Annotated in this window: 41 protein-coding genes and 1 pseudogene; 40 read left to right on the forward strand and 2 right to left on the reverse strand. The window is 41.7% G+C overall.

The window, feature by feature from the left end; translation table 11 throughout:
- Positions 1-31: 31 nt before the first annotated feature.
- Positions 32-217, forward strand: a pseudogene (locus tag B0G52_RS09495) (TerD family protein); the annotation flags it as partial.
- Positions 218-238: 21 nt separating this feature from the next.
- Here the strand turns inward: B0G52_RS09495 and B0G52_RS09500 are convergent.
- Positions 239-1453: an MFS transporter gene (locus tag B0G52_RS09500; protein ID WP_094043533.1), complete on the reverse strand. Its 1215-nt coding sequence runs from the start codon at positions 1451-1453 to the stop codon at positions 239-241.
- Between the two features lie 239 nt (positions 1454-1692).
- On the opposite strand from B0G52_RS09500, the gene B0G52_RS09505 reads away from it, so the two are divergent.
- Complete coding sequence (locus tag B0G52_RS09505) at positions 1693-1875, forward strand: hypothetical protein (RefSeq protein WP_094043535.1); 183 nt, start codon at positions 1693-1695, stop codon at positions 1873-1875.
- A complete protein-coding gene (locus tag B0G52_RS09510) occupies positions 1863-2159 on the forward strand; it encodes a type II toxin-antitoxin system RelE/ParE family toxin (RefSeq protein ID WP_094043537.1) in 297 nt (98 codons plus the stop codon). The genes B0G52_RS09505 and B0G52_RS09510 overlap by 13 nt, the downstream gene beginning before the upstream one ends.
- Here the strand turns inward: B0G52_RS09510 and B0G52_RS35555 are convergent.
- Entirely contained in the window at positions 2152-2301 is a 150-nt protein-coding gene (locus B0G52_RS35555; RefSeq protein WP_158223648.1) for a hypothetical protein, read from the reverse strand. The genes B0G52_RS09510 and B0G52_RS35555 overlap by 8 nt on opposite strands.
- Before the next feature lie 226 nt (positions 2302-2527).
- Between B0G52_RS35555 and B0G52_RS09515 the strand changes: the two genes are divergently transcribed.
- From B0G52_RS09515 to B0G52_RS09700, 37 genes are all read left to right on the forward strand, one after another.
- On the forward strand, positions 2528-3301 hold the full coding sequence (locus B0G52_RS09515; RefSeq protein ID WP_094043539.1) for a class I SAM-dependent methyltransferase: 774 nt from the start codon (positions 2528-2530) through the stop codon (positions 3299-3301).
- 331 nt (positions 3302-3632) lie between these two features.
- On the forward strand, positions 3633-4088 hold the full coding sequence (locus B0G52_RS09520) for a hypothetical protein (protein ID WP_094043541.1): 456 nt from the start codon (positions 3633-3635) through the stop codon (positions 4086-4088).
- Between the two features lie 35 nt (positions 4089-4123).
- Positions 4124-4657, forward strand: a complete 534-nt coding sequence (locus tag B0G52_RS09525; protein ID WP_094043543.1) for an HXXEE domain-containing protein — start codon at positions 4124-4126, stop codon at positions 4655-4657.
- Between the two features lie 58 nt (positions 4658-4715).
- The gene (locus tag B0G52_RS09530; RefSeq protein ID WP_094043545.1) at positions 4716-5261 is read left to right on the forward strand and encodes a histidine phosphatase family protein; all 546 of its coding nucleotides are present in this window, start codon (positions 4716-4718) and stop codon (positions 5259-5261) included.
- 33 nt (positions 5262-5294) lie between these two features.
- A complete protein-coding gene (locus B0G52_RS09535) occupies positions 5295-5855 on the forward strand; it encodes a GNAT family N-acetyltransferase (protein WP_094043547.1) in 561 nt (186 codons plus the stop codon).
- A 50-nt stretch (positions 5856-5905) separates the two neighbouring features.
- Positions 5906-6379, forward strand: a complete 474-nt coding sequence (locus B0G52_RS09540; RefSeq protein WP_094043549.1) for a DUF1572 family protein — start codon at positions 5906-5908, stop codon at positions 6377-6379.
- Between the two features lie 76 nt (positions 6380-6455).
- Positions 6456-7397: a 5'-nucleotidase gene (locus B0G52_RS09545; protein WP_094043551.1), complete on the forward strand. Its 942-nt coding sequence runs from the start codon at positions 6456-6458 to the stop codon at positions 7395-7397.
- Positions 7398-7412: 15 nt separating this feature from the next.
- Positions 7413-7823, forward strand: coding sequence for a GNAT family N-acetyltransferase (locus B0G52_RS09550; protein ID WP_094044031.1), 411 nt, complete (start codon positions 7413-7415; stop codon positions 7821-7823).
- 186 nt (positions 7824-8009) lie between these two features.
- Entirely contained in the window at positions 8010-8426 is a 417-nt protein-coding gene (locus tag B0G52_RS35245; RefSeq protein WP_143762545.1) for a hypothetical protein, read from the forward strand.
- An 88-nt stretch (positions 8427-8514) separates the two neighbouring features.
- A complete protein-coding gene (gene yqeK, locus B0G52_RS09560) occupies positions 8515-9141 on the forward strand; it encodes a bis(5'-nucleosyl)-tetraphosphatase (symmetrical) YqeK (RefSeq protein ID WP_369827033.1) in 627 nt (208 codons plus the stop codon).
- Between the two features lie 47 nt (positions 9142-9188).
- Positions 9189-9800 (forward strand): hypothetical protein, encoded by a 612-nt coding sequence (locus B0G52_RS09565; RefSeq protein ID WP_094043557.1) that lies wholly within the window; start codon positions 9189-9191, stop codon positions 9798-9800.
- Positions 9801-9989: 189 nt separating this feature from the next.
- The gene (locus B0G52_RS09570) at positions 9990-10490 is read left to right on the forward strand and encodes a DUF4269 domain-containing protein (RefSeq protein WP_233162524.1); all 501 of its coding nucleotides are present in this window, start codon (positions 9990-9992) and stop codon (positions 10488-10490) included.
- 34 nt (positions 10491-10524) lie between these two features.
- Positions 10525-10965: a hypothetical protein gene (locus B0G52_RS09575; protein ID WP_094043561.1), complete on the forward strand. Its 441-nt coding sequence runs from the start codon at positions 10525-10527 to the stop codon at positions 10963-10965.
- Between the two features lie 13 nt (positions 10966-10978).
- The gene (locus B0G52_RS09580; RefSeq protein ID WP_233162526.1) at positions 10979-11542 is read left to right on the forward strand and encodes a GrpB family protein; all 564 of its coding nucleotides are present in this window, start codon (positions 10979-10981) and stop codon (positions 11540-11542) included.
- A gap of 49 nt (positions 11543-11591) precedes the next feature.
- A complete protein-coding gene (locus B0G52_RS09585) occupies positions 11592-12017 on the forward strand; it encodes an NUDIX hydrolase (protein WP_094043563.1) in 426 nt (141 codons plus the stop codon).
- A gap of 406 nt (positions 12018-12423) precedes the next feature.
- On the forward strand, positions 12424-12966 hold the full coding sequence (locus tag B0G52_RS09590) for a hypothetical protein (RefSeq protein ID WP_094043565.1): 543 nt from the start codon (positions 12424-12426) through the stop codon (positions 12964-12966).
- Positions 12967-12983: 17 nt separating this feature from the next.
- A complete protein-coding gene (locus B0G52_RS09595) occupies positions 12984-13496 on the forward strand; it encodes a DUF6933 domain-containing protein (protein ID WP_094043567.1) in 513 nt (170 codons plus the stop codon).
- Between the two features lie 20 nt (positions 13497-13516).
- The gene (locus B0G52_RS09600; protein WP_094043569.1) at positions 13517-14179 is read left to right on the forward strand and encodes a 3'-5' exonuclease; all 663 of its coding nucleotides are present in this window, start codon (positions 13517-13519) and stop codon (positions 14177-14179) included.
- Positions 14180-14236: 57 nt separating this feature from the next.
- Entirely contained in the window at positions 14237-14560 is a 324-nt protein-coding gene (locus tag B0G52_RS09605; protein WP_094044035.1) for a DUF3024 domain-containing protein, read from the forward strand.
- A 397-nt stretch (positions 14561-14957) separates the two neighbouring features.
- Positions 14958-15518 (forward strand): DEAD/DEAH box helicase family protein, encoded by a 561-nt coding sequence (locus tag B0G52_RS09610; protein WP_094044037.1) that lies wholly within the window; start codon positions 14958-14960, stop codon positions 15516-15518.
- Between the two features lie 94 nt (positions 15519-15612).
- The gene (locus tag B0G52_RS35250; RefSeq protein ID WP_143762546.1) at positions 15613-15840 is read left to right on the forward strand and encodes a DinB family protein; all 228 of its coding nucleotides are present in this window, start codon (positions 15613-15615) and stop codon (positions 15838-15840) included.
- Between the two features lie 275 nt (positions 15841-16115).
- A complete protein-coding gene (locus B0G52_RS09620) occupies positions 16116-16526 on the forward strand; it encodes a hypothetical protein (RefSeq protein ID WP_094043572.1) in 411 nt (136 codons plus the stop codon).
- A 57-nt stretch (positions 16527-16583) separates the two neighbouring features.
- On the forward strand, positions 16584-17006 hold the full coding sequence (locus B0G52_RS09625; RefSeq protein ID WP_143762547.1) for a hypothetical protein: 423 nt from the start codon (positions 16584-16586) through the stop codon (positions 17004-17006).
- A gap of 482 nt (positions 17007-17488) precedes the next feature.
- The gene (locus B0G52_RS09630) at positions 17489-18076 is read left to right on the forward strand and encodes a histidine phosphatase family protein (protein WP_094043576.1); all 588 of its coding nucleotides are present in this window, start codon (positions 17489-17491) and stop codon (positions 18074-18076) included.
- Positions 18077-18151: 75 nt separating this feature from the next.
- Positions 18152-18892 carry an SDR family NAD(P)-dependent oxidoreductase gene (locus tag B0G52_RS09635; RefSeq protein WP_233162528.1) on the forward strand — a complete coding sequence of 247 codons (741 nt, stop codon included), beginning with the start codon at positions 18152-18154 and terminating at the stop codon, positions 18890-18892.
- A 106-nt stretch (positions 18893-18998) separates the two neighbouring features.
- Positions 18999-19418, forward strand: coding sequence for a DUF3221 domain-containing protein (locus B0G52_RS09640; RefSeq protein ID WP_158223649.1), 420 nt, complete (start codon positions 18999-19001; stop codon positions 19416-19418).
- 47 nt (positions 19419-19465) lie between these two features.
- Entirely contained in the window at positions 19466-19885 is a 420-nt protein-coding gene (locus B0G52_RS09645) for a hypothetical protein (RefSeq protein WP_094043580.1), read from the forward strand.
- Positions 19886-19956: 71 nt separating this feature from the next.
- Complete coding sequence (locus tag B0G52_RS09650; RefSeq protein ID WP_094043582.1) at positions 19957-20271, forward strand: hypothetical protein; 315 nt, start codon at positions 19957-19959, stop codon at positions 20269-20271.
- Between the two features lie 73 nt (positions 20272-20344).
- The gene (locus tag B0G52_RS09655; protein ID WP_094043584.1) at positions 20345-20926 is read left to right on the forward strand and encodes a DJ-1/PfpI family protein; all 582 of its coding nucleotides are present in this window, start codon (positions 20345-20347) and stop codon (positions 20924-20926) included.
- Between the two features lie 5 nt (positions 20927-20931).
- Complete coding sequence (locus B0G52_RS09660) at positions 20932-21402, forward strand: GNAT family N-acetyltransferase (RefSeq protein ID WP_094043586.1); 471 nt, start codon at positions 20932-20934, stop codon at positions 21400-21402.
- Between the two features lie 65 nt (positions 21403-21467).
- A complete protein-coding gene (locus B0G52_RS09665) occupies positions 21468-22037 on the forward strand; it encodes a GNAT family N-acetyltransferase (RefSeq protein ID WP_094043588.1) in 570 nt (189 codons plus the stop codon).
- The gene (locus tag B0G52_RS09670; protein ID WP_094043590.1) at positions 22034-22603 is read left to right on the forward strand and encodes a hypothetical protein; all 570 of its coding nucleotides are present in this window, start codon (positions 22034-22036) and stop codon (positions 22601-22603) included. Before B0G52_RS09665 ends, B0G52_RS09670 begins: the two co-directional genes overlap by 4 nt.
- A 171-nt stretch (positions 22604-22774) precedes the next feature.
- Positions 22775-23200, forward strand: coding sequence for an ADP-ribosylglycohydrolase family protein (locus tag B0G52_RS09675; protein WP_094043592.1), 426 nt, complete (start codon positions 22775-22777; stop codon positions 23198-23200).
- Positions 23179-23691: a cysteine hydrolase family protein gene (locus tag B0G52_RS09680; protein WP_255407492.1), complete on the forward strand. Its 513-nt coding sequence runs from the start codon at positions 23179-23181 to the stop codon at positions 23689-23691. Before B0G52_RS09675 ends, B0G52_RS09680 begins: the two co-directional genes overlap by 22 nt.
- A gap of 574 nt (positions 23692-24265) precedes the next feature.
- Entirely contained in the window at positions 24266-24763 is a 498-nt protein-coding gene (locus B0G52_RS09690) for a nucleotidyltransferase family protein (RefSeq protein WP_233162563.1), read from the forward strand.
- A gap of 13 nt (positions 24764-24776) precedes the next feature.
- Entirely contained in the window at positions 24777-25436 is a 660-nt protein-coding gene (locus B0G52_RS09695; RefSeq protein WP_094043600.1) for an HAD family hydrolase, read from the forward strand.
- 31 nt (positions 25437-25467) lie between these two features.
- Positions 25468-25821: a VOC family protein gene (locus B0G52_RS09700; protein WP_094043602.1), complete on the forward strand. Its 354-nt coding sequence runs from the start codon at positions 25468-25470 to the stop codon at positions 25819-25821.
- Positions 25822-25920 lie beyond the last annotated feature (99 nt).

Consider the following 25920-nt stretch of genomic DNA (forward strand, 5'->3'; position numbering starts at 1 on the left):
CGCGATCACGTTCGAATTAAGTTGGCATGCTTTATATGAAAAGAACGATTATGCTTACTGGGTGGCGATCGCACATATCGATTTTACGTCCCCTTCGGAAATGAAGGTGAGTCATGTGGAGCGATATTCGCGTCGGCATTTCGAGAGAAGCCCGGTGCTGTACGCGGATGGAGCATTCAGGATGAATGTAGGCGAAGAGGAGTTCAAGGATTGGTGAAGAGGGGCAAGAGACTTGAAGTTAATCTTCGAGTCTCTTGCTTACGAGCACGATGAGTGCGCCTAATAGACCCAGCGAAGCCCCGAACAGGAAGCCGGCTTGCAGGCCGCCGAGGGAGTTGAGACCTCCGGCAACATAGGGACCAAGGAACATGCCCAAGGCATAAACGGATTGGTACAGTCCCATGGCGGTTGCGCGTTCGGCGGCAGCGAAGCTGCGAATGGACAGGCTGAGCAGGAGCGGAAAGTACATCGCCTGGGCAAAGCCGTTGATTGCTTGGGTAAGCGCCAGTACGCCCAAGCTCTGAGTGAAGGGGATAATGGCCGTACAAGCGGCGGCGAGCAGGAAGCCCGCGATCATGGTAGGTCGAGTGCCGAAGCGGGGAGCCAAGTAGCGTCCGCTCCAGAGGGAGACGAGCGCGTGCGGCACCATGAAGGCGATGACGATCCCCGTAAGCTGGGCTTCGCTGGCGCCAAGCTCGACCGCTTGAAGCGGTGTAAATCCGAACATCGTAACGAATAAAATGCCGTGCGCCAAAACGGACAGCGTCGATACGAGCCAGAGCAGCCGGGAGCGCAGCACCCGGGCGACGATCGTTCGGTCTATGGCGACGGGGACCTTTTTGGACTGTTTGGACTGCGGTTCATAGACGAAGAAAGCGATCAGGGTACCGACTGCCGCGACGCCGACTCCGGCGAGAAAGGCGTTGTTCCACCCTCCCGAGGAAGCGAGCCATCCGCTGGCGCTCATGCCGGCAAGCTGACCGAACACGGTCAGGAAGCTGAGTGTACCCATTGCTTGATGTGTTCGGTTCGCCGGATAGTAGGAGGCGTACAGCACGGTAAAAGGAACCCATGCCGCCGCGCATACGCCCGCCATTAGACGGCCTGCCAGCGGACCTCCCCATGTTCCGGGCAGCAGAAATAAAAGGCAGCTGATGAGCCCGGCCAACATGCCGATGATGAGAAACGGTTTTCTCCGGGTCATCGCATCCGAGTAGACGCCGAGGGGGAAGCGGGTAATGACCTGCGTAATGCCGTAGCTGCCAAGAATAAAGCCGATCCAGCCCATCGACAATCCTCGGTCGTGGAGATAGGGGCTCAGGATCGGCACGTAAATATAAAGCGTCGTCCAATACAGGATCGTCGCAGCCGCGAAGATAATGTGCTTGCTCCGGACGGACGGTTCGCCTTGTCGCTGCCGTAACTGTTGCGTCAACTCGGATGTCGGGTGCATCGTTGTGGAAGTCCTCCTGGATAGGGTTATTTTTACGAAGTGCGTGACGGTTGTCGCTTGAACTCTCTCTTAATGTAACGGATTCATATTGATCCCCTAAGGTAAGGGCTAGCTAAGAGGATGGATGTCGTGAATCCACGAACGCTATACGAAACAGGAAGCAAGATCAAAATCATGAAATTGACTAACGCGTTTTGATGTGTATTATAATAACATAATGATATCAATGGGGTGATCTCATGAGTGTAAAAGATGAAGTGATAAAAATCATCCAGGACCTTCCGGATAATGTAACCGTGGAAGAAATTCTATATAGACTATACGCACGAGCAAAAATCGAAGAAGGAATCCATGAATTGGATGCGGGACAAGGGGTTAGTCACTCTGAAGCCATGGAGAAAATCAGGTCATGGATGAATTAGTTTGGTCCCCAAGATCCCTTAAGGATCTTGAGCTTATTTACGATTACATCAAAGAAGATTCTATCGAAGCAGCACGAACGTTCGTCAATGAACTCATAATGGAAACTACAACGATTAGTAATTTTCCGCATAAAGGTAGAAAAGTACCGGAATTTATGAATGAAAAGGTAAGAGAGAAGATATACAAGAGTTACAGAATTATCTACAGGATTCAAACGGATCATATTGAAATTGTAACATTTTTGCATCAATCTAGAAGACTCATCAAACAAGAGTTTAAGTGACATCATGTGCAAGTCCAAGCATGGTGTTATTTTTGTTATTAGGGATTTTTGGTATCGATTGAGCAATCTTTTTAATTCTTTGCAAGTGAGCGCTAAGGTTTTTTTCAATAATACTCATAGCGTTTTCTTCCTCCTGATTCATTACATACACCTCTAGTTAGGATAAGTAAGTGTACGCAGAATAAATTAGCAAGATACATTGTGGACGATACAAACAAATTGCAGTTGAATGGTGCAACGTTCATAACATCAATTACGCAGAATAAAAGCGAATTTCTATAGCAACTCAGGCTGAGACCGTCTGGTGAAGTAGATGTATAGTGAAGGAAATCCCTTCGATCCGGCCCCAAAGGAGAGGAACAAGGAATATGTCATCCATAACAGAAGCATTTTCGAAATCGTTAAACCAGTACTTGAATTTTACCGAAATGCCCTGGGGGAAGCTATTTTATTCGACCTCTTGGAATCAAATTGAAGATTATCTGCAGGAACGGAATCAAACGATATTGGATATTGGCTGTGGATTCGGTATAACAAGTCTGGAGTTTGCTCGCCGGGGAAATAAAGTAAAAGGGATTGACCCGACATACGCAATGATTGAAGTTGCAATGACACAAAAAGGGGAAGAGAAACTTGACCTTGATTTTGTTGTAACCGATTTTCAGATGGTTGCTGGTTTACTGGGGAAATTCAATTGGATCTTTTGTCATAACATTCTTGAATATGTTGAGGAGCCTGGGAAATTTATTGAATCGATAAGCATGTGTCAAGATCCAGGGGGCTATCTATCGCTTATTGCACATAATCCTCCAGCCAAGGTTATGAAGAAGGCCGTTATAAACAAGAACCCTGAAGACGCGTTAAATAGTCTGGGCAACCAATTAGAATATAGTGGAGTTATTCAAACGGATATTACGGTTTATACATTTGAACAGCTTCAAGAGATGCTCGAAAAGTCTGGTTATGAAATTCAGGAAAGATACGGAATACATAATATTTACGGCTATATCGCGGACAATGAAGTTAAGCAAGATACAGAATGGCATAAGAAAGTATCGAAACTAGAAATGGAATTAGGCAAGATAAGTCCATACAAAGACATTGCGATATTTACTCATATCATTGCTAAGAAGAAAGCCTGATTGTAGTCGAAGAAGGAGGTTAGACATTGAATCTTAATCAATATATGGGACAATATGGCCCCATATCAGTCTATGAGAATAGATAATCTACCAAAGAAAATACAATTCGGAAAGATAGATGAACCTGAATGATCTTAGTTCAGGAAAATGGAACTTCTCGCAGCATCGGGACTTTCGCCTCCTGGATGCCAGATGTATAATCATGGAAGAAGCTCAGACACCACATGACCCAGCCTAGAATAGGAGTTATCTAGGGCTGGGTCGTGTCGTTAATACGGCAGACGTGAGCTGAAATGGAACCAATGCTGAAGAAGAAAGGAGATGGATAGAAATGAGGCGAACACTTTTAAGTTTTATTTTTGTGCCACTTATGTTTATTCTACTAACAGGATGTTACCCGGAGCCCCAGGTTAGACCGACTGATATGGATCAAATAAAAATTGAGCTCATAGAAAAGTCCGAAATGCCTTATGGAATAGCATATACGTTCAAGTTAAAGAACTTATCAAAATTCACAATTGCTCAAAACAATGTATACATAAGCTATCCGATAAAAACGTCAACAGGATCTAGGAGCAACGAATATAAAATAGAAGCTAAAAACAATAGACTGCAAATCGACCCCAATGAAGAGGTTACTTTAAATGCTTTTGCGCCAATTGAGGGGTTTGGAGAAAATCAGACATTGGATACAGAGAATTTCAATGTAGAAATCGTTGGATATATAGAAGAAGTTAAGGAGACAAGACGTTTTCAAAAGATCGGAGGTCTAGAGTTCTTTAAATAAATGCTTGAGCAAAACTATTAAATAGGTGATCAACGATGACCATTGATGATTCGATAATAACGATGAGTTCTTTAATATGGCTGTTCCTGGCCGCCTTTATGATCCATGATTTTGAAGAAATTATAGTTGTGGAATCTTGGATGAAGAAAAACTATCAAAGAATTCATAAATTAGTTCCAGGTCCAATAGGCAGAATAATGAGCGGTATGTCCGATATCAAATCTTCTCAGTTCGCAGTTGCGGTATTTATCGAATTTATTTTCTTTATCCCGGTTACGTATTTGGCGGTAGAACATCATAATTATATTTTGTTCGTGGGTGTAAATGCTGTGTTACTCATCCATGTTTTTACGCACCTAGGTCAATCCATATATCTTAAATCGTATACTCCAGGAGTTATAACAGGGTTAATTGTTGTTTTGCCGTATTCGTTGTATCTGTTCTACAGAATGTTAAATGAAGAACTGGTGTCTATGAAAGAGATTTTATTGTATTCGCCGTCGGGATTGATATTAATTCCTTTGGTCATGTTGGGACATAAAGTAGGAAAGATAGTCATACGGGGATAAACTAGCGGTTAATCATAATTCGGCACACTTATGTGCAATTACAGGAAGGGGGATATCGTTGAAGCACATATATCTCATAAGGCATTGTAAGGCTGCGGGTCAAGAGCCAGGTGCTCAATTAACGGCTGAGGGGCATGCAGAAGCTGAGCTGCTAGCTAACTTTCTGACCGAAAAGCAAATAGATTACATCGCTTCAAGTCCATATGATAGAGCAATCTCGACGATTCAACCATTGGCACAGAAGCATAAGCTGAAAATAAATGTTGATGACCGGCTTCGGGAGAGAGTTTTATCTGCTTGTGAATTAGACAATTGGATGGAAAGGCTAAAGGAAACATTTGAGGATCTGGATATTGCATTGCCTGGCGGTGAATCATCTCGAGAAGCCATGAATCGCGGAGTATCAGCAATTGAAGAGTTACTTGTACGGACAGAGAGAAATGTTGTTGTCGTTACACATGGAAATCTGATGTCGTTAATACTGAAGTATTATGATGATCAATATGGATTCGATGAATGGAGAGGGCTGACGAATCCAGACGTGTATGAAATCGTCGTGGACAAAGACGGAGTAAAACCAAATATAAATCGCATTTGGAAGTAATTTGAGCTGCCCTGTCGATAGAGGAGGTTTAATATGAATCCTATTTTAATAGACTTTCCGAATCAATTTACAACCGAAAGGTTGCTAATCAGAATGCCCTATCCTGGTGATGGTACAGTGGTATACGAGAGTATACTGTCTTCGATCAATGAATTAAAACAATGGCTACCCTTTGCACAACACGAACAATCGGAGCAGAGTATTGAAGCAAATCTAAGAGAGGCACATTCCAAGTTTATTCTGAGAGAAGATCTTAGGTTATTGATTTTCGATAAAAAAACAAACCAGTTTATTGGTTCTTCCGGGCTTCATAATCCCAATTGGCGTATTCCCAAGTTTGAAATTGGATATTGGATAGATTCACGATTCAGTGGTAGAGGCTACATGACGGAAGCAGTACAAGGAATAGCTGATTTTGCCTTCTCAGAGCTGAAAGCAAGAAGGGTTGAAATTCGTTGCGACAGCTTAAATGTTAAAAGCAAAGCTATCCCTGAAAGATTGGGATTTACACTGGAGGGTACATTCAGAAACGATGATGTTTCTGCAGATGGAAGTAGGTTAAGGGATACTTTTATATTTGCCAAGGTGAAGTAAGGAAGGTTCTTTAACATCATGTTCACGATTAGGGATTAAGGGGTGCAACGATGAAGAGTGATTTTAATCGAGAGTGGCTCGTGAAGAAATTTGAAGAAATCAAAAGCCGAACGCTAAAGGCAATAAGTCAACTGGACGAAGAACAATTGAACTGGTCGCCAGACCCTGTAAGTCATAACATTCCGACGTTGCTAAGACATATTGAAGGAAATATTGTGGAAAGGATCAGAAAGGGAATTTGTAAAGAAGAGATAGATAGGGATCGCGATAAGGAATTTTTAAAGACGTTAATGACGAAATCAGAAGCCGAAATGCTAATCACTAAGAACTTAGAGTATGTAGTTGGAGTGATAAAGAGCTTACCAGAAGAGAAATTCGACGAGAAACAAATCGTAAGAGGAAAGGAACGATCCAACTTAGATATGCTGCATCAGTGCGCTGCACACTATTCGGAGCACATGGGGCAAATCTTCTATATCACCAAGCAATGCAAGAAAGACGAATATAAAACAACATCTGTGTAAGGAATTCGTAGAAAGTGTGGCGCGAGCTTCTGGACGGTTCCCCTGCTTGAGCGTTATAAGAAAGGAAAAAACTAAAATGCCATTTGATATTGATAGTAAATTTGTCATCGCAGTAGCTTCTAGCGCACTATTTGATCTGAAAGAATCCGATCAAGTATTCAGAGAAAATGGAGAAGAAGTTTATCGTAATTATCAGAGAGAAAACGAAAATGAAATATTGGCGCCGGGCGTTGCCTATCCGCTAATCAAAAGATTGTTGAGCATAAACACACCTCAAGATCAAATAGTCGAAGTCGTGTTAATGTCAAGGAATGACCCTGATACCGGGTTGAGGGTTTTTAAGTCCATTGAACATTACGGATTATCAATCAGTAGAGCGGCATTTGTAACGGGCAATAATCCATTTAAGTACATGGCTGCGTTCAATGCTTGTCTCTTCTTATCAGGAAACCCGGATGATGTAAAAGAAGCTGTTGAGCATGGGTTTCCTGCAGGATGCATCTATCCGTCAGATTATATTGATAACGATGATGATAACGAAATACGTTTGGCATTTGATTTCGACGGAATCATAGCGGATGATTCAGCAGAATCCATTTTTCAAGGAGGGACTTTAGATAAATTTCATTCCCATGAAAGGGAATTAGCCAATCAACCTTTGCCGGCAGGTCCATTACTTAAATTCTTTCAGGAAATATCTAAGTTACAACAAAGAGAGATTCAGAAGAACGAAAATGACCCTGATTATAAATCAAGAATTAGATTAGCAATTGCCACAGCCAGGAATGCGCCCGCCCACGAAAGGGTGATAACTACGCTAAGAAAACTGGATATTAGGGTTGACGAGGCTTTTTTTCTTGGAGGGATTGAGAAGATAAGGGTGCTGAGCGTCTTTAAGCCGCACATTTTCTTTGACGATCAAGCAGGGCATATTGAGGGAGTTGCAAGAACATTTCCATCAGTTCATGTTCCTTTTGGAGTTGTTAATAAAAGGAGAAACCCTGACCAGGGATGGTGAATAAATTTGTCATTAATGATCGTCAGTACAATAGATTCTCAAAACAAAGATTATGTAAGAGACAGGATGATAGCATTTAATTTAATGCATTTTTCTGATGAATTGAAGGGGCGTTATGAAGAATTAAGTTTGCACCTAGTCAACAATGCTGGCCAGATCTTTGGAGGAATTGTCGGAGAATTTTGTTGGAATTGGCTTGAGATTCAATATCTATTTGTTGAGACAGAATACCGTAAATCAGGATATGGAAAAGCGCTAATGAGAGAAGCAGAGAAGATGGCTAGGAAGAAAAAATGTGATTTTATCAAGCTAGATACATTGAGTTTTCAAGCGCTAGAGTTCTATTTAAAAGAAGACTTTCAGATCTATGGAACAATTGAGAATGCAGGAGGACATACGCACTATTATTTGAAGAAAGACATATAGAGATGATTCCGCAGTTTGATCATGGAACAAGTCAACCCTTCAAGAGGAATTGCAAAGTTGAGAAACCGACTTGACCTATATACATATTGATAAATCCTAAAGGTAGTAGAGACAATTAAAGAAGTGATCTAAGAGTCTCTCAATAATAACATTCACTTTACCTAGTTCTGGAAAGGATTATTGTAGATGCCACATAACATCATCAATAAATTAATCGGTAAGAGAATTCAACAAACACGACTTGCAGGAAATTCTTTAATTTTGTATATCGAATCCACTCACTCTATTTGGTTAGAACCAACTTGGCATATGCACGATGATCAAAGAGTCTTAATTGGATCGAGACAACTACAGGTAGATAGTAAGGAGGAGATGGACCAATTAGGAGAACCCCTTCAGGAACTTATCTCGAAACAAATAGGCAGAATTGATATAAACAAAATAACCAATGACATTTCAATACAAATTGATAAATTTTTTATTCACACATTTGTTGTAGATCCATTCGATGATTTCATGTGGCAAATTAACGACTTAGAAAGCAATAAATTAATTGAAGCAAGTTCTAAGGAGATCAAATTAAGGGAATCTCCAAAGAAGTAGGGATTTCAGTGGATACATCTATTGAGCTTTCGAACACAAAATCAAAGATAGGCGCTATCTAACGAACAATAGTAGAGACGAGGAACCAATGATGCATTCTATTTTCGAATCTTTAACGGATAATATCGTTTTTACAGGTGAATTAAAGACGGACATTTTATTGTTCTTATCGACCAATCAGTCATCAAAGACTGCTAAGCATTGTTTTGATGTTGGGAGAGAATCGAAGAGAATCGCTTTGATGTATAACATTGATCCGCAAGCCGCTGAAATAGCAGGTTGGCTTCATGATATCAGCGTTGTAATTCCAAATAGTGAAAGAATAGAAGTGGCAAGACAATTACAAATAGAAATTCTACCAGAAGAAGAACGATTTCCGATGATCATCCACCAAAAGATATCCAAAGTGATGGCTGAAGATATCTTTAATATTACAGATAAGGAAATATTAAATGCAGTCGGTTGTCATACAACATTGAGGAAAAACTCGACCCCAATGGATCAAGTATTGTTTGTTGCGGATAAGATATCCTGGGACCAGAACGGGGCCCCGCCGTATATAGATGCTCTAAATCGAAATTTGCAGGAATCATTAACGCACGGGGCATTTGCATATATCAATTACTTATGGGAACGAAGGGATACCTTAAAGGTAATTCATTCTTGGTTAAGAGAGGCTTATGAAGAGTTGAAGGATGAAATCCGGTTATTGTAGGTGGCTTAAGGAAGCGGGGCGTCACATTAAACCAACGGAGAGATTCTATGAATATTCTAATTGCACAGCCTCTGCTTGAGAAAGAACTTAAGCAGCTAGAACGAGAAATCCAAAGCTACCCTGATGTTGATGTTCTTATCTTTCCAGAGGGTTATGTAAACAACAATGTAGAACTCGCTTGTGATCTCGCCAGAAAGTTCTCGAAGATAATTATTTCGGGGCACAAGCAGCCAAAGGACAGAGCGCTTATCATTGATCGGGAAGGTCAAATCCTTCTTGATCGTGCAAAATATGATGAATCCATTCTAGTGGAGTCTGAAGGAAAAATAATTGGGTTTATGCTGTGTGATGAGATTGTTATTCAAGGCATGAGTAATTTAAAGGCTACAAAAATTCATTTTGTTGTTCATCCTATTGGAGTTGGAATGTTCAGTGACGATCAATTTGATGAATGGATAGAGGAAGCAAGAAAGTATGCAATGCAATATAAGACGATGATAATTGGGACGAGTCATGCAGATGGCTCATTCAGAGACAGCGATATTTCAATTCCAATTGCCTATTGTATAGATGGAGACGGTAAAGAAGTTTTTATATCTAGAAATGATACTCGAACAAGAATTTTAAATTTTGAAACAAGGCAAGTGATTATAATTTAAGTGCAGCTCATACCGAATGAGAGGACTGCTAAAAATGAAAAAACATCCTAGAGTGGATTCGTGGACACTCAAATCGACTAACGTTATGCGCATCCAGCAGAATGGAGGAGAAGAGAAATCGTCAATACTCGGTGGTTCAGTTTAGACTATTTGCGATCCGGGACCAAGGAGCAGGTTGAAGTATTCCAGTTGTTGACGGATTATAGGATTTTTCAGATCCTGGAGAATTACCAACCCATCTTAGTAGGGACCATTCCTATAGGGATTGCTGTTGAAACAAGTGATTTAGATGTGATCTGTTGTGTGCAGGACTTTGATGAATTTGAAAGGTTCAATAAAGCTAATTTTGAAGATTATGAAGGATTTTCTGTGATTAGACGAATGGTTGAAGGGATTGAGAGAATCAAGATCAACTTTACGCTTGGGAGATGGCCAATCGAAATTTTCGGCCAAAATAAACCGACTCACATGCAGAATGGCTTTTTACATATGGTTATCGAGGATCGGCTGCTAAGGCTATACGGGGAGCGATTTAAAGATTACATCGTTCAATTAAAAACAAATGGGTTGAAAACAGAACCGGCATTTGCAAAGGCATTAAAGCTCGAAGGTGATCCTTACTTAGAACTTTTAAAGTTAAGCAGATGGACGGATAGAGAATTAGAAGAGTTGTGGGAGGAGCCCAAATGACATTGCCTCACTTCATTCAAAAGGAATTTATTCTATGAATGATTCAAGGTTTAAAGATAGTGGTGAGAGAATTTACGATTTTTTATTCAACTATAACATTCTCATTGAATGCCCTTATTGTAAGAGGTGTGCTGAAGGGATGAGAAGAAATGGTAAGTCCGGCTATATGCTGCAATGTAAACACTGTGGACCATTAAGTGATTCGCTTGTTGGCACGTGGGGGAACGGAACTTTTATGGGACTGAATCTTTGGTTAAGAACGAATTGTTGCGGAAAATTGCTATGGGCTTATAATAAAGAGCATTTGGATTTTCTGGACAGTTATGTGAATGCCACTTTGCGTCAAAGACAGCCCAATAAAAATCAAAGTTTAGCAAGCGGACTTCCGGATTGGATCAAAAGCGGAAAAAATCGCGAAGAACTTTCAAGAGGAATTGCAAAGTTGCGAAACCGACTTGAACTATCTGAAAAGTAGTAGAGACATTTTGATGGACGGTGATTTTCAATTGAAGGAACCTGTAGTTATTGAGCCTTACAATGAGAATTGGCCTAAATTATATAGTGAAATTCGATCTCAAATCGTAAATCAAATAGGATCTTTAATTCAAAGGATTGATCATATTGGCTCAACAGCTGTAACTGGATTATCGGCTAAGCCTATTATAGATATTCAAATATCAGTATCAGATTTGGACAATATCGAAGAAGTCGCATCCGGTCTTAGTGAGATTGGATTTGAATTTCGTAAAGACAATCCGGATTTAACCAAGAGATACTTTAGAGAAAGAGCTGGAATGAAAAGAACTCATATTCATGTAAGGCATTCTGGAAGTTGGTCGGAACAATTCAATTTGTTATTCAGAGATTATTTAAGGGAACATGAGCTAGCAAGAAATGAATATTCTAAGGTCAAATATCAACTTGCCAATCTATACAGAGATCAAAGAGAGAAGTATGTAGAAGGCAAAACTAAAGTCGTATGGGACATCATGTTGAAGGCAAATAAGTGGAGCCAAGACTTCGGCTGGAAACCAAGTAAATCTGATCTTTAGGTCGTCCGAAGAAGTTTGTCAAATCCCATATTCATGAAAGGAGTAAGCAATGAATCCCCCAAAGCACATTGTTTCAGCAGCTGCGATCGTATTAAATGACAAAAACGAATTATTGCTTATTAAAGGCCCGAGGAGAGGCTGGGAGATGCCCGGCGGACAAGTAGAGGAAGGGGAGTCATTAAGTGATGCTGCAATAAGGGAAACCAAAGAAGAATCAGGAATTGACATCGAGATTGTTAGGTTCTGCGGAATATTTCAGAATGTTGGAAATTCGATTTGTAACACGCTCTTCTTAGCAAAGCCTATTGGTGGCGAACTAATTCAATCATCAGAAAGCCTGGAGTCTGATTTTTTTCCAATAAAAGAAGCATTAGAAAAAGTGGAATGGAAAGATTTCAGACAAAGAATAGAGTACTGTTTAAGATCTGAGATACAGCCTTTTTGTATTGAGTTTAATGATAAGAAGGATATTTAAAAGCAATTCAATAACGCGAGGAGTGCCCCCGTCCCGAAATTAGTTAGTCGTATGAATCCGATGAAGGTACAACATTCGTCGGTTTATGCGACTTTTTTGATACATGAGAGCGTATAAATGATAAGCACATTTAGAAGGTATGGGTTATAATACCAAATAAATGGATAACGTGATGTATTGAAGGGAGTAGGTTATGGGGATTGTAATCGTAATCCTGTTACTTATTATTGTAATTTTATTGTTCGAAATAAATAGTAAGTTACCGAAACGGGATCCAGGAAAGGAAGCCGTTAAAAGAGCATTAAAGCGAGATAGGAACACAGAAAGAGAGTAACTAGGTGGCTGAATCTGAATCTCCAGATAAGGATAGCAAAATCAAGCATAGGGAGAGGGGGCGGAGGAGCAAGTGAGTTACTTAAAGAAATATAAGGTGTTGTGCTCAATACTCCTAATTTTACTCTTCGTATTTGTTTCAACACAGTACATCAAGCCGCACTACCTGTTCAAAATTAAAGACAACGAGCGAGATATTAATCAATCAATAAGTAAGATGGTAAATCAACCGATTGAGATTAAACTAATGGAAGATATAGATAATAAGCGGATTGTTCTTTTCACTTCAGGGTCTGAGCTTGGCGAGTCAGTGCTTACTAGGGGTTCCAACAGCAAATACAGGCTCGATTCTGTCGGACATGGAACAAATGAAGTAAGGTATAGAATAATGGAAACTAATCAAGGACAGTACATCCGATTTGTAGGCAGGAATATAGGAGGAATCTCTGAAATTCTCACTTTTGTAGATGGAGAGAAATACAGTTTGCCGGTAACGGAGGGAGAGTTTTTTATTTCGCTTGTTCCAATAATCCAAGAGACAGAAAGTAAGTTTCCTTCTGGAACAGTGTTGTATGATGATCAAGGGAGAGAAATAGACGAGTCGGTATACCCATAAGAAAGGACGTAAAATCCATGCTGTTTATTAAAGCAACGAAAGATACCTTAAAAGATCTCAATACTACTCCAGTTGCAGTTGAAGCTACGGACCTGCTTTACAGTTGGCACGTTAATATATTTACCTTGTACAGGAAGAAACATTACGTATTCATGAACGATTTGTCCCGATTAAGCTTAACCATATCAGGAATTAGAAGCAATCAATCCGCCAAATTGAAAGATATTTTTATAGATAATTTAAAGCAGTATCTGGTCACGGAGCAAGTACCAGAACATCTTCTTAGGTATTACATAGAAAATTGCGATGAAATGGTAATTACAAAGACAGACAGCAGAAGCGTAAGAAGTACACTTAATGAAATTATGTTAGTAATGAAATCTCTGGAGTACGATAAACAGGGATACGAAGATTTGGACCAAAGGCATAAATGGAACAACAGATTTATCTATAAACCAATTGATTATAAGTATCCGATTGATGTATTTATGAATGAACTGGAAAAGAAGTATAAGAACAAAGATAACTAGAAAAAAGGGGGAGAACTCCATTGGAGATTACTTTGCTTTCGGACAAAGAGTATACCGTATCCGATTTATTGATAAAGAACATTCATACAAAGAGATTTTGTGTATTTGATTTTGAAGCAACAGGAATCAATCATGAAACAGAACATATTACGCAGATCGGAGCAGTTATTGTTGAGAACAATGAAATCGTAGAGAGTAGAACAGTTAAAACCTATGTTAAGCCATTAAAGCCGATTCCGGAATCGGTGGAGCGGTTTACTGGAATTTATAATACGGACCTAATCGGGGCTCCGAGTTTAGCAGCTGTATATGACCAATTCGTCAAGTTTACCGAGGGCTGCATTTTAGTGACTCATGCGGGTTATGAGTTTGATCTGCCTTTATTAAAGAACGAATGCAAAAGAAGCAATTTATCCATGATCACGGCTCCTTGCGTTGACACAAAAGCTTTATTCTCATACCTACATCCAGAGATAGAAGATATTATTTGGACGGATTATTTAATTAAGCATTACAATGTTAACGATAAGGATCTCAAGAGGCATGATGCACTGGGAGACAGCATCTTGATAGCTCGAATTTTCTTGAGAATATTGAATGAGTTTAAGAACAGGAACATTGAAGATGTCGATTTTATAAAGCCGGTTATAGTAAAGAGATTTCAAATTAAACCATTAGTTTGAATCCTAATCTGTGAGACCATGCGAGAATGACTTAAATACTATGAGGTGATAGATGTGTTGGATGATTTTACGAAGAAGAGAATAGAAAAAATACTCCAAAACTATATAGACAAGAAAATCCCGAAACATCTAAAAAATGAAATTCAAATCTTTTATAAATTTAGGGGCAAAACTGTCACATTAAGCCAAGAAAGACCAGGGTATATGGGAAGACGTTTTGAATACCCCATTGCTCAATTGAGATATGAGGAAGCGCAATGGAAGGTATATTGGCAAGATAGCAAGAAGAAATGGCATTTTGTAGATGACATTGAGCCCGATAAAGACTTTGAAAAACAATTAAGAGAAATCGATGAAAACAGTATTTTCTGGATTAGCTGATGGTACCAGTCACCTGCTTAAGAAGATCGACAGGCTCCTTCTCGGATTGAGATGGAGTTTTTGAGTGGTATACAGAATTTGTAAAAGATGCTTGTGTCGACTGCTTATGCGAAGCGTTCGAAGGAGCTTATACCAACCCCAGGAGAAGGTGATATGTTGATTTTTCTCTATGCTTTATTTTTGTTACTGGTCGTCATGGGACTTGGAAGCATACACTACACCTTAAAATTACAGTTGAAGAATGATGAAAGAATAATCAATCGGTTGGATTTAATCATTAAAGAACTAAGTATCTTAAATAACAAGTCGGGAGATAGGGAGCATTAATCGATTCGCATTCGGTAGTCTACATACATTGCTTCATGGCTCTGACAGATGAGATGAAGGAGTGAGCGATATCAAATTCGTTTTAATATTCGGTCCGCAGGCCGTTGGTAAAATGACGGTGGGTCATGAACTAACAAAGATTACTGATTTGAAATTGTTCCATAATCACATGTCGATTGAACTGTTCCATCCGTTCTTTGGTTTTGGACACGAAACATGGCGATTGGCTAACTTACTGCGCAAAGAGTTTTTTGAATCATTTTCTAATAGCAACCAGTATGGGCTTATTTTTACTTATGTATGGGGCTTTGATCTTCAGGGAGATTGGGATTTTGTACAGCAAACCTGTGATATTTTCGAATCAAAAGGTGCAGACATCTATTTTGTTGAACTGGAAGCGAACATAGAAGAAAGATTAAACCGAAATGCAACGCCGTTCAGGCTTAAACAAAAACCGACAAAACGGAACCTTGAACAATCCGAAAACGATTTGCTCAGCACTATGAATAAACACCGGCTGAATTCCTACCCTGGAGAAATTACAAGACAAAACTATTTGAGAATTAATAATACAAGTCTAAGTGCAGAAGAGGTTGCACAACGGATCAAAGAAGTATTCTTCTTTTGTTGAATTTTGTAAAATAATGCAAGGGAATTAAAGGAATATGTAAGGTGAATATGGAATTAGTGAAAGGGATTTCTACTAATTTCTAGGGGGATGCTAAATGGCGAAAACGACAACAGAAATGGTTGAGGAATTTAAGTCGTTTATTTCTTATGTACTGAGTTTGGATGGTTTGACTGAAGAATATTGGAATTCGCCAATAGCTGAAGGGAAATGGACTTTGAAGGATGTAATCACGCATATTATGCTGTGGGATAAATTCTTCTATGAGGAAGGTATTGAAAAAATTAAAGAATCAACCGCTGACCGTAAGACATGTGAACTTTAATGAGTTTAACGCTAAAGCAATTGAGTATTCGAAGCTGCATCCGAAGAAAACCATCCTTGAACAATTTGTAGAATACCGAATGAAGATCATTAACGATATTTCCGGACTTGATGAAATGGAGTATACAAGGGAATATGTGGACGGCGACAAAAAGAAATTTAGCATTCGGAAGTATCTGAGAGGATTTATTCCTCATGACAAACATCATAAAAAACAAATCGAGAGATTCATAAAGAGCATTGCATGATATAAAAGTGCTATTCTAGGATGATTAGATGAGAAAATATAAAAAAACGCTGATTTTTGTCGGGATCCTGGCTGCATTAGCTCTGCTTTATGGACTTACTTATATTCCGCATACAATCGTCAACATCAAGCCGGACAAGGTTTCCAGTATTAAGATTTTTGATGGGAACACAGGCTACGAGACGGAAATAACCGATACAGCAGCGATCCAGTACATCATCAACAACCTAAATGAAGTTACATTTCAGAAAGATAAATGGGCTTTCTTTTATATGGGCTATAGCTACAGAACAACGATCTACAATCATCAGGGAAAACCGGCGAAAAAATTAATCATAAATTCATCGGATACAATTCGATACAAGGGCTTTTTCTATAAAGCAAAAGGAAATCAAATTGATTATGAATATATTAAAAAAGCTGTAGGAAAACAGCCGTAGCCTCTCTTGAGAAATGTGTCATCTCTCAGTTCGACCATTAGTTCAGGGGGAATGGCGTTGAAATTAACTCTTGGATTTTTGATGATTATTGCTGCTCACTATGTATTAGGCGTGGTATATAACAGCTCTATTTTTGCGGAATCGAATTTCCCTTATGTTCCTGTATATACCGTTCTAATATGTATTAGTATACCGAATGGGGTTTTTGCGGTAAGGTCGGAAAACAAGAATACTTTAATTAAGTGGGTCGTTTTTTCTGCTATTCCTGGATTATTATTTATGACTTATGCAAAAATACAAGGTAATTCCAGAGGGATAATGCCGTTAACATGGGATTGGGGATTATGGGAGCTGTTTTTACCGTTTATATTTGCTGTAGTTCAATTAACGATTCTGATTTATTTTATTGCGACAAGGAAAAGTAAGGGCAGAAGGATAATGAATCGTTCCGAGGGAGATATAGGGAATACAAAGTCTTAAGTTTATGTATTTATGAGAGAACCTCTGTGGTTCCGGCTGGAGCAGCTTGAGCACTAACCTCAATTAGGATGGTATGAGAACACAGAAATGTTAGCAGCTATCAGCTTCCTAAGCTGCACACAAACGACAAAGGCGTGACTAGGTATGATTACTTTATTGTTCTGGCCATGCATGCTTGCATCGATCATTTGTTCTGTCCTCGGAATATTATTCAAGAGCCATCGAAGTCTGTATGCCGCGGCCCTATTAATCATTCCGATGTCTTTGTATCTTGCAGGATGGCCGGGGTTTCTGATAGGGGGATTAATATTCCCCTTGTTATACGTCGGCTCCGGATTACTCATAAAGAAGAACAGATATATAATGTCATTCTTGGTAAGCGTGCCGGTATATTGCGTTATTGGTTGGTTAGGTTTTGTGGTCCTGACGCAATGAACACGAATGTGAGATCGGTAAATTTTAATCCGGAAAGGAATCACAGCATGGCAACTATAGCTTTAATCAGGCATGGCAGTACCAGTTGGAACAAAGAGGGGAGAGCGCAAGGCAGCTCTAATATTCCTCTTGATCAAGACGGAATTAACCAAGCCAAGCTGTTAGCCGGCAGACTTAAGTCGGGGCAGTGGAATCACATTTATTCAAGTGGACTTGAAAGAGCCAAACAAACCGCACTTCTTATAGCGGATGCTACAGGGTTAAATGTTCATTTTGACGATCGCCTTAAGGAGAGATCAGGAGGGCAGATCGAGGGGACAACGGAAGCGGAAAGAATCGAAAAATGGGGAACAGGCTGGAGAGACGTAGACCTTGGCATCGAGTCCATTGAAGAAGTCCAAAAGAGAGGTAAAGATTTTCTGGAAGAAATCTACTTGAGGCATCCAGGAGAAAATGTTCTGGTTGTTTCTCATGGCGCGCTAATTCAATTTAGTTTTATTCATTTGGTGGCTGATTTTCCTTCAACGCATTTTGATAATACGTCGTTAACGATTTTGAAGAAACAAGATAATCGATGGACATGCGAGCTTCATAACTGTACAAAGCATCTTGATCACGACAATAATGGTGCATAAGAGTTGAAGAAGAAGCGACTAGCACATTCTTTTGTGGGAAGTGGAGAATGGTTGCAGTTCCAGGAGGAAGTGAACATGAACCATTTCATTATTACCGGAACGTCGAAGGGAATCGGAGAGAAGTTAGCCCAACTGCTTCTAGAGGAAGGTTATTTTGTCTATGGGATTTCACGAGGGGCTTCTGCGCTGTTAAGCAGCTATACGAAATACGAACATTTCAATTTTGATTTAGGCAATGTACTGGGTATTGAGCGCTTGGTGAGCGAGATTGCCGGACGAATTAACGGCAACAGCATACGTACGGAGATGATTTGTCTGATAAACAATGCCGCGATGCTTGAGCCTTTGAAGTCAATAGATCAGTGCAGTCCCGAAGAGATAAATACAAACCTGCAGGTAAGCTTAATTGCTCCAACGGTCTTGACAGCTTGTTTCATTAAGCAATTTAACCACGTTTCAGCGAGGCGAAAGATCATGAATATATCTTCGGGATCAGGGTCGTACCCGGCGCCAGGAATGAGCGTGTATTGTACGGCAAAGGCCGGGATGAACATGTTCACCCGATGCGTCGGGGAAGAGCAAAGAAGGCGAGAGCATCCAGTAGAGATCATTGCCGTTGATCCCGGAATGGTTGACACTGAAATGCAGGCAGTCGCACGCGAGAAAAGCGAAGAGCAGTATGAAATGGCGAATTTCTTCAAACGAGCACATCAATCCGGTCAACTACAATCCACAGAAAATCTGGGGAAGCACTTACTCAACATTATTCATAGCAAGATTGAAGCCGGAAAATTAGTCGCGCATTCAGAAGAATAAATGAAGGGAGAAGAATGCGATAAAGAAATCATTCATTCTTGTCCTTACCGCATTACTGCTTATGTCGTTGAATGCGTGCAACAGAGTTGCGCTCGGAGATCCCCAGTTGACAGGCAGAGTGGTTGCAACGGAGGGAAGCAGAATATTAGTAGTCGGAGGCATCACAAGAGAGGAAGCTGGCGAATCGGTAGAATCTATCCTATCTTCCGGTAAGTTTAAGGAAGTATATTGGGTAAAGGTCCGTAATTCCAAGCGCTATAAAGCCGGAGATCAGGTGAAGGTTTGGTTTCATGTGTCGAATGACTCTTATCCTGCTCAGACTGAAGCGGATAAGATAATAATGTACGAGAAGCTGGCGGACTACGATCTGAAAGTGCAGCAGACCAAAGAGCATTTGCAGCAGAAGATTGGAATGAATACGCACCTGAGCAGTGAAAAAGACGACACCTTGTCAGCAAGTCTGGCAGGCGTCGTCTTTTCCTATTTCAATTCATTCAGTAAAGAAGGGATAGGCTGTATTTTGTAGAAATAGGTAAATAAAGCATGTATTTCGTTCATAGGGAGGCCAACTTGATGTATAAAGGCATAAAGTCTTTGCTTATCCTTTCTCTGCTTTCTATTTTGCTCGTACAGCCGGCGACTGCCGCGGCTGCGAAAACGGTAAAAATAAAAGTGACCCTGGTAAGCATCGAATTGGTAGAAAACAATCATGTCGGCAATGAGTGGTACACGGCCGCCTATGTTAACGGCAAAGAAATTAAAAAAGGTTCGACGGTTACGTTAAACCTAAAACCAACTGAAAGTATTAAGCTAAAAGCCTACGCCGAGGAGCAGGATAAGATCCCGGATGTAGGAACATCCACCGCCTCGATCAAGGCGTCCTCCGTTTCCAAAGCTGTGAATAAAGCGCTGAAGGTAACGGTCAAAGAAAATCGCGGAAGGTATTCCGGCAACACGGCGGATTGGAAATTTACGTTCAAAATTCAAAAATAGGCGGGACTAACATCGTCCACAAACTTAAATGGTTGGCGATTGTCTCTGTAATATCAGTCGGAGTGATTTGTTTGCTTGCCTACGGGATAAGCAGGTTCTATGATTTTTCTTTGTCGGATACGACATTTGTCATTGGGTTGTTGGTCCTGATTTCAGGGCTTTATTTTTCGATGCAAGGCAGAGCGTTCGGCAATCGCTTCATGCCCAATAGCCAGTATAATGCAGCGGAAGCGTCGTTGGAGGCAGAGCGGGAAATTCGAGAGATGACAAGTCAAGGGTCTCTTAAATATGCAATGGAAAACCGGATTTTGATTTTCAGATTTAAGCCGTTTGTAATGATCATTTCCGGACTGATTTCCTTGTTAATCGCCTATTTGGTATCCTGACCGTTCACGTCGCCAGGCTTAGTTTTCCGTTGCTATCCTCGGAGGTTGCATACACGCCCTAGGAGATGATCCCATGAAGATTGCGTTCGTTCTTTTTAACGGAGTTACGTTTTTGGATTTTATCGGCTTTTACGACGTTATTTACCGCCTGAATCTCTTCGAAGAGACCAAAGGCACGACGTGGGACATTTGCGGGCTGTCGGAGGAAATATCCGATGAACTGGGCTTGACCGTTCGGGTAGGCCGGGTGAAGCCGGATTTGTCCCAATACGATCTGGTTTTCGTTCCAGGCGGCATGGGGACCCGAAATCTGAGGCACGACGAGGAATTCGTGAGTTGGATCAAACAAGCTGAAAACGTAAAATTTTTGGTATCCGTATGTACCGGCTCTCTATTATTCGGAGCAGCCGGATTTCTTAAGAATAAGAAAGCGACAACGCACCCCAATGTATACGAATTGCTGGAGCCGTACTGCAAGGAAGTTGTCAAATGCCGAATCGTGCGGGACGGCAATCTCATTACGGCCGGAGGAGTAGCGACTTCCATCGATCTTGCTCTGTATATGGTCGGGCTTTTCGTTAATGCGGAAGCCGTGGAACTGATCAAAAAGCAAATCGATTACCCTTATGAAATGCAAGGCATTGTTGAGGAGTAAATTCTATGGATATTTCATTACATAAATCCGGAAACAGCGAAGCGTCCGCCATTCATGAGATGCAGATCAAGGCGTTCATGCCGTTGTTGGACAAGTACCGGGACTTCGAAACAAGCCCTGCTAACGAGTCAGTCGAGCGGATTATAGCGAGAATGAACCAACCCTTTTCGGACTATTACATCATTAAAGATTCAAACATTGCCGTGGGCGCGATTAGAATTCTCCGGAAAGACAACAGCATCTATCGGGTAAGCCCTATATTTATTTTGCCGGAACATCAAGGAAGAGGAATCGCTCAACAAGTATTCGCCATCGTCGAACAATTGTATAGCGAGGCGAGCGCGTGGGAGTTGGATACAATATTGCAGGAACGGGGCAATTGCTATCTTTACGAGAAGCTAGGTTATAAGAGAACCGGTAAGACGGAAGTCATAAACGATAAGATGACCATTGTGTTTTATGAAAAGATACTCTAACCGCCGGGAACCAACCGCTTAAGGTGGCGAGGGGAAGCAGCAGCTGATGAAGGGGACTTACGCAGATGAGAAGTGATCGTTTATATTTCAGAGAATTCGGAGAAGAGGATTTCTCCTTGTTTTATTCCATTTTCTCTAACGAAACCATCATGAAATATGCGCTTATGGATAAGGCGGATAGCGAAGAAGATTTGCTTCCCTACTTTCAGAACATCTTGAAAAATAATGGAACGACCAATAATCGCTTAACTTTCGAATACGCCGTGTTCGACCAGACCGGCCGTCAATTCATCGGTTTTGCCGATGCCGGGATCATAAAGAAAAATAGGGACGGCGGAAGCGCGGAAATCGGATACTTTCTGCACCCGGAATTCTGGGGGAAAGGATATGCAACCGAAATAGCCAATTGCCTCATTAAATTTTGCTTTAATCAATTGGGCGTCCATCGCGTATTTGCGCGCTGCAACGCGAATAATGCAAACTCCGAAAAAGTCATGATCAAAACCGGGATGAAAAGAGAAGGCGAATTTCGAAAAGTAAGGTACAAAAATGGCGGGTGGGACAACGAGCTGCAATACAGCATTCTCGTCGAGGAATGGAATCAAAGCTTGGCATTCAAGGGAGTGTTAGAGTGAGCGAGTTCAGCGAGAGCTACCATCTGTTTTCAACGGAACAGAACGAAGGGATAAAGCTTCTAAAAAGTGCATGGCTTCGAGGATACGTATATCCGGCAAGTCATAATTGGGTAACGATACTGCCAAGCGGAAAAAGCTTCCAACCGAACAAAAGACTCATTAATCGTAATAAGGGGATTCTGGTTCATTTAATTCATGCCGAAGATCACGGTTGGTCTTTAAGTGTCTATGATGGAAGCCGGAGAACCTTTCATTTCGAATGTACATGGGAGGAAGAGATTGAGGTGAATCAAGACGAGTATCATAGAGAAAGGCTTGTAGATCTAATAAATCTGAATCCCAATAAACCGAGATCGGTCACGCCTCTGGATATTACAAAGATATTTTACATATCCGATTTTGAAGAAGCCATGGAGAGGGATCCCGTTAATCAAATTGCGGAACTGCTCAGACTGGAGAATTATGAATGGAACTCCTACGAATACGTTCAACAAGAGTATAAAGATAATCCGACCGAAATGAACAATAAAGGCATTGAAATCGTAAATGGTATTTTTACCTTTTAACGTACCGCTCCGATAATCGAAAGGACGGAAACTCGTGGAGCTTCGTCAGATCGGGAGTGGAAAGGTTAGCTTACTTTGAGCATCTTGCAGGTATTAAGAAATTTCGATAGAATCTCCGCTCGATAATCGAAGTACTTAAAATCGGACTAATCCGGGCTTGGAGGGTATTTCTTGAAATCTAAAATAATCAATGGTGTGGTAGGGCTTTGCCTAGGCGATGCACTTGGCGTTCCTGTTGAATTTAGATCACGAGAAGTGCTTGAGAGACAACCGGTCTCGGAAATGATAGGGTACGGAACCTATAATCAACCTCCTGGCACATGGTCCGACGATAGCTCATTGACATTCTGTTTAATGGAAAGTATTTGTCAGTGCAGGCAGATTGATTTATATGATATAGCGGATAAGTTTTCTTCCTGGTTATGGGAAGGATATTGGACTTCGCACGGAGAGGTATTCGATGTAGGGATCGCCACGAAGAAAGCTATCGAGAAATTAACCGAAGAGTTCGTTAGACCTGATTTTGCTGGAGGGCAGGACGAATACAGTAATGGAAACGGCTCTCTAATGAGAATATTGCCGTTAGCCTTTTATTAGGATTTCTAGTTATCGATATGCAGAGCGTTCACTTGGAAGGGATAGAGAAGAAAAACGTAGACAGAGCCTGCGAATATATCAATTACGCAGCGAATATGATCCGCTCGAACGGTCATGTCGTTATCCATATTCGCGACACCGAAGGGCTGACCGAAGAGAACAGAGAAGTCTACGATACGATTCCGGAAATTCAAGTCGAAGCAGCGGATCGGACGTTGACCAAAGAGTATTCGAATTCGTTTTGGAAAACCGAGCTGGAGCAAATTCTACGGGATCAAGGCGTTGAGTTTTTAGTCATCGCGGGCGATGCCGCGGAGCACTGCGTCCTGTTTACCTATAATGGAGCGCTAGAGAGGGGATTCAGCCCTGTTATGTTGCAAAACGGAATTTTGAGCCGATTCGACGACGTCATCGCGGCAACTTATAGAGATAGAAACGTCGTTTCCTATCCCGCGATTAAATACATGCTTAAGCCGCATTTCCCACAATGAAAATTCGGATTATCGGTTCGTGCGGGGGCGGTAAGTCTACGGCGGCGAAACAACTGTCGGAAAAGTACGGCATTCCTTGCTTCGAGGTCGATAATATGATCTGGGATAGAAGTGAGGGCAACTTGAAATTTCCGGAAGAAGTCAGAGATGCAACGTTAGCCTCGATTCTTCGCTCGGACTCGTGGATCATAGAAGGAGTCCAATATAAAGAGTGGACGCTGAGTTCGATCGAGCAAGCGGATCTGGTTTTTATACTTGCCCCGAACGTGTACATACGGGACTACCGGATCCTCAAGAGGTTTATTTTGTCTCGAACAGGAATTCGTCCATGGAATTACACGCAATCGTTTAGTAATCTATACAAGATGCTCGTGCATTGGAATCATCGCTACGACTACCGAAGCGCCATTGAAGTCGTACAGGATTACGGCAAACAACCTTATCTTGCCAAATCGAGGAAAGACATCGAGAAGCAGATCGAAAGGTGCTTAACAGCGAATCAACGGGGAGCAAGGGGACCTTAATGAAGCATGAAGATGAACTTATAGACTTATTACGAACTCATCCCTTCCTTATGAGAGACCTGAAGCTCGTCCATTCCTTAGGCTTGCCGAACGGATGCATAGCGGCGGGGTACGTAAGAAATTTTGTGTGGGATCATTTTCACGGGAAGAGCAGGTTTACGCCGTTGAACGATATCGACGTTCTTTATTACGATACAGCCGATCTTCGGGAAGAGACCGAGAAGCGCTATGAAGAACGATTGACCAAGCGGCAGCCCGAGTACAATTGGTCGGTTAAAAACCAAGCCAGAATGCATCAAAGAAACGATGAGCAGCCTTATCGCTCTGTCGAAGATGCCATGAAGCGTTGGCCGGAAACCGCAACTGCCGTCGGAGTCGCGCTGGACTACGCCGGCAAGTTAAAAGTTATTGCCCCTCTAGGCTTGGAAGATCTGTTCAGTCTGCAAATCAAGCGCAGTCCGTTTTTCGAAGATGCCGATTATTACAGATCCAGGGTGAAAAGTAAAAATTGGTTGAACCTGTGGCCGCGACTTAAGTTGATAGACTAAGGAGGAAACCCTTGTGTCCATCCAAGCAATCTTGTTCGACCTGGATAACACGCTGCTTGACCGGACGAGAACATTCGAGCAATTCACGAACGGTTTCATCGCAACGTATTTCAGCCATCTCGATGAAACTCGGGAAATTTTCGACAGGATCATCGAGCTCGACCAGGACGGGTACAAGGACAAGGAAGAATTGTTCGCAGAGCTCCTCGATGAATTGCCATGGAGGATTCCGCCGGAGCATTCCGAATTGTTGGCGTTCTATAAGCGTGAATACGTGAATCATGCCCTGCTAATGGAGCAAGCCCGAGAAGTCGTTCTCGGCTTGAGGGAGAAATATCGACTCGGTCTGATCACGAACGGCAAGACGGCGATACAGCATGGGAAAATCGATCGACTGGGCATCAGAGACATGTTCGACGTCATTCTCGTGTCGGAAGAAGCAGGCGTCAAAAAGCCGGATCGTGCGATATACGAAATGGCAACCGCCAAGCTGGAGCTTCAACCGGAACAATGTCTCTACATCGGGGATCATCCGGTGAACGATATCGAAGGCGCGACCAACGCCGGAATGCGGACAATCTGGTTCAAGGTCAATCAGCCTTGGAGAGACCATATTACCGCTGCGCCGCTGCATACGATCAAGCATCTAAGCGAATTGCCGGCATTGCTCTAATCGATCATCATCCGTATAGGAGGCAACCGCCATGGCGTCCCCGATTTTAAACCAAATAGGAGCCGTGTTTATTCCGGTAAGCAGCATCGAGCAAGCTCGCGACTGGTATTGCGATATTCTGGGCATCCCGGCTGACGGAGAAATTCTGTTCGGCCATCTCTATATCATCCCCTTGCAGGGAACCAACCTTGTTCTGGACAGCAAAATCTATTCCGAGGACAGCGTCTACAAAGTGGCGGCGTTCCACTTCAACACGAACGATATCGAAGAGGCGTATCGCTATATGAAACGGAAGAACGTCAACCTCGTCACCGGAATCGAGCATGGCCAGTGGTTTAATTTCAAAGATCCTGACGGCAACCTTCTGATGGTCTGCAAGTGTTAACGGTCGCCAAGCTCCAACGTTCAGTATGAGGATTTTCGTGAAAATGAAGACGCCTCCTGATCGATAGATCAAGGAGGCGTCCGCGCCGGGAACCCGGGA

Source organism: Cohnella sp. SGD-V74 (genome assembly GCF_003001675.1).
GTDB lineage: Bacteria > Bacillota > Bacilli > Paenibacillales > Paenibacillaceae > Cohnella.

Bases quoted from the DNA above. Each gene is read 5' to 3' on its own strand.
- B0G52_RS09500 (WP_094043533.1), bottom strand. From the start codon at position 1,453: ATGCACCCGACATCCGAGTTGACGCAACAGTTACGGCAGCGACAAGGC.
- B0G52_RS09505 (WP_094043535.1), top strand. From the start codon at position 1,693: ATGAGTGTAAAAGATGAAGTGATAAAAATCATCCAGGACCTTCCGGAT.
- B0G52_RS09510 (WP_094043537.1), top strand. From the start codon at position 1,863: ATGGATGAATTAGTTTGGTCCCCAAGATCCCTTAAGGATCTTGAGCTT.
- B0G52_RS35555 (WP_158223648.1), bottom strand. From the start codon at position 2,301: ATGAATCAGGAGGAAGAAAACGCTATGAGTATTATTGAAAAAAACCTT.
- B0G52_RS09515 (WP_094043539.1), top strand. From the start codon at position 2,528: ATGTCATCCATAACAGAAGCATTTTCGAAATCGTTAAACCAGTACTTG.
- B0G52_RS09520 (WP_094043541.1), top strand. From the start codon at position 3,633: ATGAGGCGAACACTTTTAAGTTTTATTTTTGTGCCACTTATGTTTATT.
- B0G52_RS09525 (WP_094043543.1), top strand. From the start codon at position 4,124: ATGACCATTGATGATTCGATAATAACGATGAGTTCTTTAATATGGCTG.
- B0G52_RS09535 (WP_094043547.1), top strand. From the start codon at position 5,295: ATGAATCCTATTTTAATAGACTTTCCGAATCAATTTACAACCGAAAGG.
- B0G52_RS09540 (WP_094043549.1), top strand. From the start codon at position 5,906: ATGAAGAGTGATTTTAATCGAGAGTGGCTCGTGAAGAAATTTGAAGAA.
- B0G52_RS09545 (WP_094043551.1), top strand. From the start codon at position 6,456: ATGCCATTTGATATTGATAGTAAATTTGTCATCGCAGTAGCTTCTAGC.
- B0G52_RS09550 (WP_094044031.1), top strand. From the start codon at position 7,413: ATGATCGTCAGTACAATAGATTCTCAAAACAAAGATTATGTAAGAGAC.
- B0G52_RS35245 (WP_143762545.1), top strand. From the start codon at position 8,010: ATGCCACATAACATCATCAATAAATTAATCGGTAAGAGAATTCAACAA.
- yqeK (WP_369827033.1), top strand. From the start codon at position 8,515: ATGATGCATTCTATTTTCGAATCTTTAACGGATAATATCGTTTTTACA.
- B0G52_RS09565 (WP_094043557.1), top strand. From the start codon at position 9,189: ATGAATATTCTAATTGCACAGCCTCTGCTTGAGAAAGAACTTAAGCAG.
- B0G52_RS09575 (WP_094043561.1), top strand. From the start codon at position 10,525: ATGAATGATTCAAGGTTTAAAGATAGTGGTGAGAGAATTTACGATTTT.
- B0G52_RS09580 (WP_233162526.1), top strand. From the start codon at position 10,979: ATGGACGGTGATTTTCAATTGAAGGAACCTGTAGTTATTGAGCCTTAC.
- B0G52_RS09585 (WP_094043563.1), top strand. From the start codon at position 11,592: ATGAATCCCCCAAAGCACATTGTTTCAGCAGCTGCGATCGTATTAAAT.
- B0G52_RS09595 (WP_094043567.1), top strand. From the start codon at position 12,984: ATGCTGTTTATTAAAGCAACGAAAGATACCTTAAAAGATCTCAATACT.
- B0G52_RS35250 (WP_143762546.1), top strand. From the start codon at position 15,613: ATGGCGAAAACGACAACAGAAATGGTTGAGGAATTTAAGTCGTTTATT.
- B0G52_RS09620 (WP_094043572.1), top strand. From the start codon at position 16,116: ATGAGAAAATATAAAAAAACGCTGATTTTTGTCGGGATCCTGGCTGCA.
- B0G52_RS09630 (WP_094043576.1), top strand. From the start codon at position 17,489: ATGGCAACTATAGCTTTAATCAGGCATGGCAGTACCAGTTGGAACAAA.
- B0G52_RS09635 (WP_233162528.1), top strand. From the start codon at position 18,152: ATGAACCATTTCATTATTACCGGAACGTCGAAGGGAATCGGAGAGAAG.
- B0G52_RS09645 (WP_094043580.1), top strand. From the start codon at position 19,466: ATGTATAAAGGCATAAAGTCTTTGCTTATCCTTTCTCTGCTTTCTATT.
- B0G52_RS09655 (WP_094043584.1), top strand. From the start codon at position 20,345: ATGAAGATTGCGTTCGTTCTTTTTAACGGAGTTACGTTTTTGGATTTT.
- B0G52_RS09660 (WP_094043586.1), top strand. From the start codon at position 20,932: ATGGATATTTCATTACATAAATCCGGAAACAGCGAAGCGTCCGCCATT.
- B0G52_RS09665 (WP_094043588.1), top strand. From the start codon at position 21,468: ATGAGAAGTGATCGTTTATATTTCAGAGAATTCGGAGAAGAGGATTTC.
- B0G52_RS09690 (WP_233162563.1), top strand. From the start codon at position 24,266: ATGAGAGACCTGAAGCTCGTCCATTCCTTAGGCTTGCCGAACGGATGC.
- B0G52_RS09700 (WP_094043602.1), top strand. From the start codon at position 25,468: ATGGCGTCCCCGATTTTAAACCAAATAGGAGCCGTGTTTATTCCGGTA.